The organism is Sphingomonas citri (genome assembly GCF_019429485.1).
Taxonomy (GTDB): domain Bacteria; phylum Pseudomonadota; class Alphaproteobacteria; order Sphingomonadales; family Sphingomonadaceae; genus Sphingomonas; species Sphingomonas citri.
The window spans coordinates 141,478-153,784 of sequence record NZ_JAHXZN010000009.1; the positions used below are offsets into that span (position 1 = coordinate 141,478).

10 protein-coding genes are annotated in these 12,307 nt (G+C 61.1%); 7 read left to right on the forward strand and 3 right to left on the reverse strand.

Features of this window, described 5'->3' with window-relative positions; translation table 11 throughout:
- Positions 1-16 precede the first annotated feature (16 nt).
- The 3 genes from KZ820_RS18650 to KZ820_RS18660 are packed head-to-tail and all read right to left on the reverse strand — an operon-like array spanning position 17 to position 2,550.
- Positions 17-796, reverse strand: a complete 780-nt coding sequence (locus KZ820_RS18650) for an alpha/beta fold hydrolase (protein WP_219750350.1) — start codon at positions 794-796, stop codon at positions 17-19.
- 36 nt (positions 797-832) lie between these two features.
- A complete protein-coding gene (locus KZ820_RS18655) occupies positions 833-1,246 on the reverse strand; it encodes an organic hydroperoxide resistance protein (protein ID WP_219750351.1) in 414 nt (137 codons plus the stop codon).
- 32 nt (positions 1,247-1,278) lie between these two features.
- Positions 1,279-2,550 (reverse strand): epoxide hydrolase family protein, encoded by a 1,272-nt coding sequence (locus KZ820_RS18660; RefSeq protein WP_219750352.1) that lies wholly within the window; start codon positions 2,548-2,550, stop codon positions 1,279-1,281.
- Positions 2,551-2,785: 235 nt separating this feature from the next.
- On the opposite strand from KZ820_RS18660, the gene KZ820_RS18665 reads away from it, so the two are divergent.
- The 7 genes from KZ820_RS18665 to KZ820_RS18695 all read left to right on the forward strand — a co-directional run bounded on the left by KZ820_RS18665 (position 2,786) and on the right by KZ820_RS18695 (position 12,137).
- Positions 2,786-3,895: a redoxin domain-containing protein gene (locus tag KZ820_RS18665; RefSeq protein ID WP_219750353.1), complete on the forward strand. Its 1,110-nt coding sequence runs from the start codon at positions 2,786-2,788 to the stop codon at positions 3,893-3,895.
- Positions 3,896-3,950: 55 nt separating this feature from the next.
- Positions 3,951-4,790: an oxidoreductase gene (locus KZ820_RS18670; RefSeq protein WP_219750354.1), complete on the forward strand. Its 840-nt coding sequence runs from the start codon at positions 3,951-3,953 to the stop codon at positions 4,788-4,790.
- 10 nt (positions 4,791-4,800) lie between these two features.
- Positions 4,801-7,545 carry an ATP-binding protein gene (locus KZ820_RS18675; RefSeq protein WP_219750355.1) on the forward strand — a complete coding sequence of 915 codons (2,745 nt, stop codon included), beginning with the start codon at positions 4,801-4,803 and terminating at the stop codon, positions 7,543-7,545.
- Between the two features lie 441 nt (positions 7,546-7,986).
- Positions 7,987-9,465, forward strand: a complete 1,479-nt coding sequence (locus KZ820_RS18680; protein ID WP_219750356.1) for an aldehyde dehydrogenase family protein — start codon at positions 7,987-7,989, stop codon at positions 9,463-9,465.
- Between the two features lie 191 nt (positions 9,466-9,656).
- Complete coding sequence (locus KZ820_RS18685; RefSeq protein WP_219750357.1) at positions 9,657-10,556, forward strand: alpha/beta hydrolase; 900 nt, start codon at positions 9,657-9,659, stop codon at positions 10,554-10,556.
- A gap of 42 nt (positions 10,557-10,598) precedes the next feature.
- Positions 10,599-11,477, forward strand: coding sequence for a ribosome-inactivating family protein (locus KZ820_RS18690; protein WP_219750358.1), 879 nt, complete (start codon positions 10,599-10,601; stop codon positions 11,475-11,477).
- A gap of 66 nt (positions 11,478-11,543) precedes the next feature.
- Complete coding sequence (locus KZ820_RS18695; RefSeq protein WP_219750359.1) at positions 11,544-12,137, forward strand: hypothetical protein; 594 nt, start codon at positions 11,544-11,546, stop codon at positions 12,135-12,137.
- Positions 12,138-12,307: the final 170 nt, after the last annotated feature.

Here is a 12,307-nt window from a genome sequence, read left to right on the forward strand (position 1 = left end):
TCACCGGCGCTGCACCTCAGTGGGTCGCCGCAGCTCGTTCGATAAGACGAGCGACTTCGACCGGATGCGAGACCATGACGACGTGAGAGGCGCCCTTAACGACGACCGTCTGCCGTGAGTGGGCGCGGGCTGCCATAAAGCTCAGCGCGGCAGGTGGGATGTTCTTGTCGTGATCGCCGTAGACGAAGAACGATGGGATACGCGTCCAGGCCGGCTGGGGTGACGCTTCCGTCAAGGCGGCCGCCGCGATCGGGCGCTGCCCGACCGACATGAGGTAAGCCTGCGCCGGGTTGACGTCCGCCGCGAACTGAGCAGGGAATTTGCCCTGAAGGATGTAGAGGTTCTTGCCGCCGCCTGGCAGCGGAACCGCCGGCGAAAGCGCTCCCGCCAACGTGCTGCCGGGGAACTTACCCGTGAGTGCCAGAGCGGTTTCGCCGGCTTGCGGCGCGAAGGCGCTGACGTAGACGAGCGCTTTCACGTTCCGGCTGCCGGCTGCGGCTGCGCTAATCACGGATCCACCATACGAGTGTCCGACCAGCACCACTGGACCCTGCAATCTGGACACCACGCTGTTGATTTCGGCGGCATCGCTCCGGACTCCGCGCAGCGGGTTCTCCAACGCGATCACGAAATAGCCGTTTTTCCGCAGGATCGGGATGACCTGGTTCCAGCTCGACGAGTCTGCGAACGCGCCGTGGACGAGTACGATGAAGGGTTTGGCGGGCGCCTGCGCCTGAGCAGCGGGCGTGAGAAGGCCGGCAGCGAGCGCCAGCCCGCTTGCTATCAAATTTCGCATGGGATCTCCTTCCTGCGGAATCGAACGAGGTGAGGGTCAGACGAGGACGACGACCGCGTCGATGTTCCCCTTGATCGCTTTCGAATACGGACAGGTACGATGGGCGGTGTCGATGAGTTGACGCGCGACATCGGGCTCAAGCCCCGGCACACTGACGTCCAGCTGCGCGGCAAGCGAGAAGCCGTCCTCGCCCTGCTGGAGGCTTACGTGCGCGTCGATCGAAAGGTCGTTGGGCAGCTTGATACCTCGCGCCCGCGCTGCGTGAGCCATCGCTCCCTCGAAACAGGCCGACCAGCCAGCCGCAAAAAGCTGCTCGGGGTTCGTCCCCTGCCCCGGACCACCCGGCACAGAGAGCTTCAGATCGAGGCGCCCATCGGAGCTCCGCGCGGCTCCCTCGCGGCCGCCAGTGACGTGAACGTCAGCCGTGTAGAGCGTCTTGCTGTCTGACATTATTGGATCTCCTGATGAATGGCTGGTGTTGGTCAGCGGATGGTCCGAAAGGCGGCGCGCACCTCGTCGGCAAAAACCCGCGGCTGCTCCCAGGCGGCAAAATGACCGCCATTGCGCGCTTCGTTGAAGTAGAAGAGATTGGTGTAAGCGCGTTCGGCCCATGTTTTCGGCGCACGAAAGATCTCACCGGGAAAAACGCTGACTGCTACCGGCAGATCGATGATGCCGCGTGCGTTGAAATTGTTAGTATGGTCTTCCCAATAGATTCGCGCGGCGGACGCGCCAGTTTTGGTGAGCCAGTAGAGTGAAATGTCGTCGAGGATCTCGTCTCTCGTCAGGACACGAAGCGGATCACCGCCGCCATACACCCATTGTGCGATCTTCTCGTACATCCAGGCCGCGAGACCTACCGGGGAGTCCACCAGCGAATAGCCGATGGTCTGTGGCCGGGTGTTCATCTCGATCGCGTAGCCAGAGTTGTCGCGGTAGAAGGCCTCGAGCTGATCGAAGGCAGCCCGCTCCTTCGACGTCAGCGTTGCCGGCGCCGGGTCGCCGGCATCAAGGATCTTAGCGATATCGCCCGGCACCACGGCGGGCATGTTGAGGTGGATAGCTGCGAGCCCAGGCACCTTCTGCAGTGCCATGCGCTGCGAGATGACCGAGCCGCAGTCACCGCCCTGTGACACGAACCGTGTATAGCCGAGCCGCTGCATGAGAGCAGCCCATGCCCGACTGGTATGGTCAGAGCCCCAGCCGACCTGGGTAGGCCGGGCCGAGAAGCCGAAACCAGGTATCGATGGGATGACAAGATGAAATGCGTCTTCCGCCTTGCCGCCATGCGCCATCGGGTCGGTGAGCGGGCCGATGACCTTCAGGAACTCGAGCACCGAACCTGGCCAACCATGAGTCAGGATCAGCGGTAGCGCGTTCTCGTGCCGAGAGCGGACATGGATGAAATGTATGTCCAGGCCGTCGATCTCGGTCAGGAACATGGGAAGCGCATTCAGCCTCGCCTCAAGCTTGCGCCAATCGTAGGGGCCCGCCCAGTAGCGCATCAACGGCTCGAGTGTCTGTCGACGCACCCCTTGGCTGTCGTCAGGTGCCGGTTGCGCGTCGGCCCAGCGCGTATCGGTAATGCGCCGCTTCATCGCCGCGACGTCTCCGGCGGGTATCGCGACTTTGAAGGGCCGAATGCCCGTACCGCTACTCTCGGCATGGAGCGCCGAGGGCATGATAGCTGCCGCTCCCGCGACTGCGGCACCGGCTACGAGCGAGCGACGCGATGTGATGACCTGGTCGAGCATCTGCTCTCTCCCTTTTCCCGATCGTTGATGTTCACGATGGTAGAGGAGCTGCGGCAGGACGCCCCGTTATCGGCAGTGATCCAGCGTTAGGATCTGGCGGCGAGCACGGCCGGCCGGCCGGCCGGCTTTCAGCAGCTAACAACGCGTGCGACACACCTAACACCCGCGATGTGCCGCCAAGGCCTATGTGACGGTTCGATCCCTTGGGCTTCGGCCGCAGGTGTGAGGACCGCGCATGTTGAAGCTTCGCCCCATTATTCTCGCGGCCGTTGCCGCGCTCGCTGCCGGCGCTACGACAGCCGCCTGCTTCGGCGACGCGTTCGGCCTTGCTGCCCCGGAGTTAACAGCCTTGCCGTCGATTGCGCCAGCGCCAGCAGGCACTTCGTCTAAGCCTCTCGCGGCTCTTTCATCGGCCTCTCCGTGGCTTGTTGAAGTCCCAGGCGGCGCTGACGCACTGAGGGGCAAGGTAGTCGTCGTGAACTTCTGGACGTACTCCTGCATCAATTCATTGCGCGCGCTTCCAGCTCTACGTGCGTGGGAGGAGCGCTACCGCTCGAAGGGGCTGGTCGTCGTCGGGGTTCACGCCCCGGAGTTCAATTTTGAGAAGGACCCCGCCAGAGTACGTACTGCCCTCTCCGATCTCGATGTTAAATACCCGATCGTACAAGACAATCGTTACGCGACATGGCAGCGCTTCGGCAACGAGGGTTGGCCCGGCTTCTACTTCATCGACGCCAAAGGTGATGTGCGTGGTTACCGCCTCGGTGAAGGTCACTATGACGAGGCCGAGCAGCTCATTCGCAAGCTGCTGACCGAGGCCGGTCAGGATGTTACCGGCATCAAGGCGCTTCCCGCGGTTGGCGCCGGCATCGAAGCAGAAGCGGACTGGAAGGATCTGCGCTCTCCCGAGTCCTACCTCGGCTACGCGAAAGCAGACAACTTCCAATCCGATGGCGGTCTCGTGCGCGACATCTCGTCACAATACCGTCCAGCGGCGAGCCTGTCGCTAAACCAGTGGGACCTATCCGGATCATGGAAGGTTGGCTCCGAATACGCCGCGCTCGCTGGCCCCGACGGGAAGATCCGCTATCGTTTTCACGGCCGTGACCTTCATCTCGTGCTCGGGGGCGCAAGCCAGGCATCGCCGATACGCTTCCGTGTGCTCGTGGACGGCGCACCTCCCGGCTCCAATCATGGTACCGACATCGACGCGGCTGGATGGGGCGAGATCAAGGAAGATCGGCTGTATCAACTCGTTCGCCAGGCCGGTGGTGTTGTCGACCGGACGGTGACGATCGAGTTCTCTCGACCAGGTGTCCACGCGTACGTGTTCACGTTTGGATGAGCCGTTCGCGTCAAGCGCGACCACAGAAAATCAGCACAAGAAGGAAGGGATAGGCATGACCCGCACATGGCTGGTGACCGGAGGGTCGCGAGGGTTCGGACGTGCGCTGTGTGAGGCCGTTCTGCGGTCAGGTGACAATCTTGTCGCCACGGCGCGAGATACTTCTCAGCTCAGCTCGCTGCAGGGTGTGGGGCCTGGCACCCTTGTGACTGCACCGTTGGACGTCACGAACGAGGGTCAGGCTTCAGCGGCAGTGGAGCGCGCGTTGCAGGCCTTTGGCCAGCTCGACGTGCTGGTGAACAATGCCGGTTACGGCAACGTCGGGTCGGTAGAGGACACCTCGCTTTCGTCCTTCCGACAGCAGATCGAGACGAACCTGTTCGGCACGATCATCGTGACCAAGGCCGTGATACCTCATATGAGGGAGCGACGCAGCGGGCACATCATCCAGTTCTCGTCGGTCGGTGGTCGCCTTGGCGCGCCCGGGCGCGCACCCTACTCCGCAGCCAAATGGGGGGTTGAGGGCTTCTCGGAGGTCCTGGCGCAGGAGATGGCGCTCGTGGGTGTGCGCGTGACGATCATCGAGCCGGGCGGCTTCCGGACCGATTTTGCCGGCGCTTCGACGAGCATCGACGCCGGCCGGACCGAGTATGACGCGGTCGTCGGAAAAGCAGCTCGGATGCAACAGGCTTATGACGGCAAGCAGCCAGGGGATCCTGCCCGCGGCGCGCAAGCCATCCTCTCCGTCGTCGCCGCTGACACGCCCCCTTTGAGACTGCCGTTGGGATCCGATGCTGTCGCCGCGCTCGAGCTATCGGATCGCGCCCGTCTGGAGGAACTGGCCGCATGGCGCTATCTCAGCACCTCAACCGATTTTCCGCCAAACGGAGGCTGACGCTTAAACGATGCTCGATATGGATCGAACGGGCGAGCGGGTCCTCTTCGGCCCGTTCTGTCTATCCGTCTCGGAGCGATTGCTCACGCGAAACGGCGATCCCGTCGATATCGGCGGTCGATCCTTCGATCTTCTCGCGGCTCTCGTGGAGCAGCCGGGCCGCGTTCTCTCCAAGCGCGAGCTTTTGACCCGGGTCTGGTCGGACGTTGTCGTCGAAGACGGCAGCCTGCGATTCCATATGGCTGGTCTACGCAAGCTGCTCGGCGAAGGGCAGGACGGTGCTCGCTACATCGCGACCCAGGTGGGCGTAGGGTACGCCTTTGTGGCTCCCGTCGAGAGGATGTCGTCGACGCACGAGCCTGAGGCGCTAAAGGCGTTTCCTGAGCCGCGCCCCGCGCCCAAGACGGTCAACATGCCTTCTCGGCTGCCTCATTTGATCGGCCGAGACGCAGACCTGCGGCTCCTCGCGGACCGGATCGTGAGCACGCCTTTGTTCACGATTGTCGGACCTGCAGGCGTGGGCAAGACGACGTTGGCGGTTGAGATCGCGCACCGGCTCGGATCTGTGTTCGGTGACCAGATCACGTTCGTGGACTTTAGCCTGCTTGAGGACCCTGCCCTCGTTCCGCAGATGATTGCCGGCGCGATGATGATCGCCGTCCATACCGACGACCCCCTCGCCGTCATCCTCGGTCATATCCGCGATCAGAAGATCCTGCTCCTACTGGACAATTGCGAGCACGTGATTGAGGCAGCGGCCGCGATCGTGGAGCGCATCGTTGAGGCCGCACCTGACGCTCGAGTTGTTGCGACATCACGCGAACCGCTGCGCATCCGCGGCGAGCATGTGCATCGGCTAGACGCTCTCGGATTTCCGGACGATCCTGAAGGCATGAGCCGCGACCAGCTGCTCTCCTACCCTGCGGTCCAGTTGTTCTGCGAACGCGCGCTCGCTGCCGATAGCGCGCTTGCGCTGGACGACGAGGCCGCTCGGCTGATTGCCGACATGTGCCGACGCCTCGACGGCATGGCACTGCCGATCGAGCTGGCGGCCGTGAGAGCCGCTGCTCACGGTATCGAGGCGACGGCGCAGCTCCTGGGAGAGCGATTGAGCCTCGGCTGGCAGGGGCGTCGCAATGCGGCTCCTCGGCAGCTAACGTTGCAGGCGACGCTGGACTGGAGTTTTGGGCTGCTTTCCGAGCCCGAACGCATCGTCCTGGCTCGTCTGGCCGTTTTCGTAGGCATCTTCTCGATCGACGCTGCCCTAGAGGTTGTAGCGGACGAATGTATCAGTGCCGACGAGGTCGCCTTCGCTCTCGACGAGCTCGCGTCGAAGTCGCTGGTCGTGCCGCAGCGCTCACGCGGCACAGGTACCTACCGGCTGCTGGAAATGGCTCGGGCCTATGCTCGCGAAAAGCTTCTGGCGCGCGGCAGCGAGGACGCGAGATCGACGGCGCGCAGGCATGCCGCCTTCTACCTCTCAGAGATCGAGGCAGCGGCTGCCCAGGATGCGGAGGCGTTGCACGATCTACGTTCCCTTAGGCAGCAACTTGGGAACATTCGCAGTGCGCTCGAGTGGGCGTTCGGCGAGGACGGCGACACGAAGCTCGCTGTGCGTCTGGCCGCGGCGAGCGCTCGCGTATTTCTTAACCTCTCCTCGCTGATCGAGAGCCGGACATGGTGTGCGCGTGCGTTGTCCGTGATGGACGATACGCAGGTCGGCACTGCCATCGAGCTTGAGCTCCAAGCTGGGCTTGGCACCTCACTCATGTTCACTCGGGGCAACAGCCAGGCGGCTGGCGAGGCCCTCTCTCGAGCTCTGGCGGTCGCGTTCAACCTCGGTGATCGTTGGAGTGAGCTTCGCATTCTCGGGCGCATGCACATCTTCCACGAGCGGATCGGCGAGTATGAGGTCGCATTTCAACACGCCGAACGCGCTCTCACCGTGGCGATGGCGATCGGAGAGCCAGAGGCGATCGGGATTGCGTACTCTTTAACCGGGATTTCTCACCACCTCGCAGGCGATCAAATCAGAGCGCGAGGCGATCTGGAGCTCTCCCTTGCCAACAGTCCGCCTTCAGAAAGAAGCCGCACGATCCACTACGGCTTCGACCATCGAAACCGCTCGGCTATCGCGCTATCGCGAGCGCTGTGGCTGACTGGCGAAGCAGATCAGGGACTACGTCTCGCCAAGCAGACGGTGATCGACGCGGATGGGCTCGATCACGCGGTCACGCGTTGCATCGCCTTGCTTTGGTCGTTTTCCGTTCACCTATGGGCCGGTGATATCCAGTCCGCTGAGCTCGCGCTAAGTAGCTTCGATGATTGCGCAAGCGTGAACGCGTTAGGGCCGTACATCGCGGCTGTTGGCGGCCTTCATGGCGAAATCAGTATCGAGAAAGGGGAAACGGGCGACGCCCTTAACAAACTTGAGGAAAGCCTCTCGAGACTTAGGGCGGCGCGCTACGAGCTACTGACCACTCCATTCTCACTCGCGCTTGCTCGAGGGCTTATGTTAGAGGGGCGCTATTGTGAAGCTCACGATCTCCTTCGCTCTACATCTTCTAAATGCGAGTCCGGGGGCGAACGCCTGCTCCTAGCTGAGTTACGTCGCACTCAGGCGCAACTCGCTATGCTTCACGAAAGCGATCCCGATGCCGCAAAGGAAGCCCTAAGGACCTCGATCGCACTGGCGCGTCAACAGGGAGCGGACGCTTGGGCGCGCCGGTCAACAGCCGATCTGGCTAAACTCTAGCTAGCCAAGGGAGCGACAGTACGGCGGCAAACCATGATCTAGTTCTTCCTGGCTCACCACCACAACGCGCGAGCCTGAACGCGGTGGTAGAACTGCACCTCCGCAGCGCCCCAGCACCAGTACGAGCTTGCAGTTCGTCAGAGCCGGTCGGCCTCTTTGTGTCGGAGCCGGCTTCTCAGAAATTCCAGCGCGACATGCCGGAGCTCGCCGACCTCATGACCACGTAAACTGCGGCGTGGAAACCTCGGCATCGAGGTTCGGTCCGACTCGGACGGGACCTGAGGCGCAGGACAGCGCGGGCTAACACACGATTTCAGAAGCTAACGTGCGTACCCCTGGAGAGCCGTGCGACAGCAACATCGCCGCCCCTTCTGACGGGCGGCCAGCAGATCGATGCTTCGATGCCTCGAGCAACCTGTTCAACATATTGGAGAGTGCAGCATGTTCGATGCCGCTCGCGAGCTTTCCTGCGATGTACGCACCCGTTTTTACATCAACGGAGATTGGGTCAAGCCGGCCTCCGCGCAAATCAGGCGGGTCGTTGATCCACTTGGTAACGAGGTGCTTCAGATCCCCGTGGCCAGCACGATCGACATCGAGAGAGCCATCCGGTCTGCGAGGTCGTCCTTCGAAAACGGCCCCTGGGCCGCTTCGGAACCGAAAGAGCGCGCTCAATACCTTCGTCGGCTCAGCGAGGCCGTCCGCCGAAGGATCCCGTTGTTCGCTCGGCTTTGGACTGCACAAGTTGGAGCCCCAATCGCCTTAACGACGCGCCTAGCCGGCGCCGGCTTACAACGACTAGAGTACAACGCTTCTATCCTTGACTCCTTCTCCTTTGAGCAATCGCGGCAGACACACGCGGGTTATGCAAGGGTTCGCAAAGTCCCAGCAGGGGTGGCCGTTCTGATAATCCCTTGGAACGCCGCGTTTCCCATACTCTGCCACAAGCTAGGCGCAGCTTTAGCGGCGGGCTGCACCTGTATCGTCAAGCCATCTCCGGAAAGCCCGCTAGACGCGATGCTGCTCGCCGAATGCGCACACGAAGCTGGTCTCCCGTCGGGCGTTATCAACGTTGTCAATGCGGAAGAGGAGGCGAGTGCGGAACTGGTAGCGCACCCAGAGGTAGATACGGTCAGCTTCACGGGCAGCTTTACGACCGGAAGAATGATTGCAGCCGCCTGCGCTGCAAACATGACTCGCCACACTCTTGAGCTAGGCGGAAAGTCATCAGCTATCCTTCTAGGCGACGCCGACACCGCTCACGCGCTTGACGCTCTCATGCCATTCATCATGCCGTTCTCCGGTCAGATTTGCTTTTCCCAGTCGCGAATCCTCGTGCCGAAGGCCAAGCTTGATGATGTCGTCTCCTCCCTGAAGCTCAGGCTTGAGGCCCTTCGGGTTGGCGATCCCTGGGACGCTGCAACTGAGATGGGCCCGGTGCTTAACGGCAGGCAGGCCCGGCGCATCGCCGCTTACATAGAGTCAGGGCTCAGCGATGGTGCGAGGATCGTAACGGGCGGCGAAATACGGCAGGACCTTGGCTCCGGACACTGGGTGCAGCCCACGTTGTTCTCGGGCGTGCGCTACGACATGAAGATTGCTCGAGAGGAAATCTTCGGTCCAGTCTGCACCGTGGAGGTTTACGAAGATGAGGAAGATGCCGTCTTTATGGCAAACTTCCCCGGTATGGGCTTGAGCGGCAGCATCTACTCTTCGGATGTAAGACGTGCCCACAAGATGGCTGCTCGCCTACGGGCCGGACAAGTCGGCATCAATAGGTTGGAAGTCGCGCCATCGGCGCCGTTTGGCGGATTTAAACGGGCGGGAATCGGAAGGGAGGGCGGCTTGGAAGGCATCGAGGCCTTTCTAGAAACGCAAGCTGTTCTCTCGCCTCTTCCTGCAGAATGGATAGGCGCTTGAACTGGCTGCTCCTTTTCGCGCTGGCGGAGGCTAGATCGTCAAGGCTCGTTCTGTGACGCCGACCTTAAGCGCCTCGCCAAGGCATTGCCGGCTGACCACAGGCGCTCGCCGCCGTTAGCAGCAAATAACAACTGCATGGGCTTCGAGGTGCGTAGAGCATGGGCTTAACGCAAATGCAGAGGGACTGCGTCATGAAGCATGCCGTTGAATTTAAGAGCGCCGGACTGAGCATTGCGGGGCTTCGTTACAAGCCCGAGGAGCCAAATGGTCGATCCCTCATCATCGGGCATCCGGGGAGCTCCGTGAAGGAGCAATCGCCGGCTCTTTACGCTGAGATGCTTTGCGCGCTCGGTTTCGATGTTCTTACGTTCGATGCTACCCACCAAGGCGCTAGCGAGGGCGAACCACGGGCTCTTGAGGACCCCGCCCAACGCGTTGAAGATTTCAAAGGCGCTATGTCCTGGCTGACGAGTCAGGCCGGCGTGGAAGCGAGTAAGATCGGGGCGCTCGGTATCTGTGCTTCCGGAGGGTATGTCATTCAAGCGGCTGCCGGTGATCCAAGGATCCGTGCCGTTGCCACCGTCGTGGCGGTCGACGTAGGCCGACAGATCCGCGTCGGCGCCGACGGCCAACAGGAGCCTGGCGTATTGAAGGCACTCCTCGAGCACGCGGCAGAAGCACGCACCAAATCGTTCGACGGACGGGAAATTGATCATCTTCCGATTTTTCCCGAGAACGAGTCCGTTGCACGTTCCAGTGACACCCATACCTTTGAGGGCTGGGATTACTACTGCACGTCGCGTGCAAGTCACCCGCGCTCTGCAAAATCGCTAACGTGGGACAGCATCGATCGTATGGCTACTTTCGACGCCTTCCATTTTGCTCATCTGATAGCACCGAGGCCGTTACTCTTTATTACTGGCGATAGAGCCGTGACCGCCTGGATGACGAGTGAAGCTTTTGAGCGGGCGGGCGAGCCGAAACACCTTCATACTGTTAAAGGCGCGTCGCACGTCGATCTATACGACCAGCGAGATTACGTGAGCGATGCGGTTAAGCGCATAAGCGCCTTCTTTATCGATGCGCTTTAGCTCCGATATACGACGTGTCACCCGTTGAAAGGATAAAACAAGGTGTCCAAGCTTCCGCTCTCGTTACGTGCCGCCAGCATCGTGGCCGTAGCTTCATGTTTTCTCTTAGCGGCCACCCCTCCAGCCTTTGCAGACACACCAAGGGGAACAGCCGCTTATACTTATATGAACTTCAACGATAACAGCACGGGGCCCAGCGCGTCTCAAAGGTCGCAGTACGTGGCCCTGCTCAACAGCATTAGACGTGCAGCTGCGCATTCTTTTAGGGGAACAAGCCTGATCTCACAATCTGGCGTGCCGGGCTTGATCCGCATCGTTCTTCATCGGAATGGCACTAATCAAAGTGTCAGCTTCTGGATGCGACCGACAAACCTTTATGTCGAAGGCTTCACTACCACCCTAGGTGGTGGCAGCACGCCGGTGACCTGGTACTTTCCAGGCTCCAACCTTATCGAACAACTAAACGAGGATGGACAGCATTGGGCAACTTCGGGAGTGACTCTCCATCTGCCCTTCTCGGTCACCTATTCCGATATAGAACGTTTCGGCAACATTAGTCGCGCGAACCAGACACTAAGCTATTCGGAATTTAATAGGCATTTTACGACCTTGTACAACGCCAGCTCCAACGGATCGGGGTATACGACGGCAGCTCCGATGCTTTTCTTCATCCAATATCTTGCGGAAGGTGCGCGCTTCTGGGACGTCCAGGGCGTCTTCTCCGACGTGATGGCGGGGTCAACCCGAACAATGCCGATCATCCAACGTGAGCTCGAGAACGATTGGTCGGGCATCTCACAATATGGCCGGGCCATTACCAATAACTCGGGGACAAGCCCACATTACACGGGTCCCCACGTTGGCACTTTTTACAGCTGGGGCCAAGTGGCAGCGAGGCTTGCTGTTGTTCAGGGATACTAAGCGCAACTCGGACTCGTTGCTGCGGAGTTCCAAGGTTTGGATCGGCAGCGCTGCACGGACATCAAGATGAGAATAACCATCGTTCTATCCCTCCTCGTCGCCGCCGTTTTCGCGGCGACAATTTTTCTCTCGCCGGGTGAGACGACGGATGATGTGACACCTATCCGCGTCGTTCGCGGACGGGAAGAGCGGACCATGGCTGCTACCGAGCAGCGGCGCGCGGGAGATCTGGCGCTAATGCCGGTGAAAAATACATCTCACGTGGGTGTCCCGCCGCTGGCAGAGGGCGCGATCAAGCCGCCTGCTTGGCTCGAAGATAGATCCGTGTCCACGCCCGACGTTCTCCAGGAAAGACTCGCCGGGGAGAGTGTTGACCAAGCGTGGTCGTCGGACGCGCAGGCCCGAATACAGAACGCTGCTGCCGACGCCGGCCTCCGCGCCGATTCCGTCAGCTCTAGCATCGCTTGCCATAAAACCGTTTGCATCTTCAGCGTCGAAACAGTCGATCGGATGGGCAACGCGCAACCCGACGAAATCATTTTCGGTGATCAGCTTCGGTCAGCGATAAGCTCCTTTGGGTTGCTTGGGGGGCCACAAATGGTAGAACCTACAACGACGGGGCATAGAATTGTCTCATTTTATCTTCGGGGCGATCGCTGACCGCGCCGACGCCGTGGCGGAGGTGCTCAGCGCATTGCCCGCCGCGCGGCGTAGCGCGCGCGCAGGAAGGCGAACTCGCTCGGCTCGAACGGTGTCTGCGCGACGATCAGCGACAGCTCGTCGCCGTTCCCTGCGAGCCCGCGCAGGCTGGCGAGCAGGGTGGAGCGCAC

Coding starts and splice junctions, on each gene's coding strand:
- KZ820_RS18650 (WP_219750350.1), bottom strand. CDS start 796: ATGCGAAATTTGATAGCAAGCGGGCTGGCGCTCGCTGCCGGCCTTCTC.
- KZ820_RS18680 (WP_219750356.1), top strand. CDS start 7,987: ATGTTCGATGCCGCTCGCGAGCTTTCCTGCGATGTACGCACCCGTTTT.
- KZ820_RS18695 (WP_219750359.1), top strand. CDS start 11,544: ATGAGAATAACCATCGTTCTATCCCTCCTCGTCGCCGCCGTTTTCGCG.
- KZ820_RS18685 (WP_219750357.1), top strand. CDS start 9,657: ATGAAGCATGCCGTTGAATTTAAGAGCGCCGGACTGAGCATTGCGGGG.
- KZ820_RS18670 (WP_219750354.1), top strand. CDS start 3,951: ATGACCCGCACATGGCTGGTGACCGGAGGGTCGCGAGGGTTCGGACGT.
- KZ820_RS18665 (WP_219750353.1), top strand. CDS start 2,786: ATGTTGAAGCTTCGCCCCATTATTCTCGCGGCCGTTGCCGCGCTCGCT.
- KZ820_RS18660 (WP_219750352.1), bottom strand. CDS start 2,550: ATGCTCGACCAGGTCATCACATCGCGTCGCTCGCTCGTAGCCGGTGCC.
- KZ820_RS18675 (WP_219750355.1), top strand. CDS start 4,801: ATGCTCGATATGGATCGAACGGGCGAGCGGGTCCTCTTCGGCCCGTTC.
- KZ820_RS18655 (WP_219750351.1), bottom strand. CDS start 1,246: ATGTCAGACAGCAAGACGCTCTACACGGCTGACGTTCACGTCACTGGC.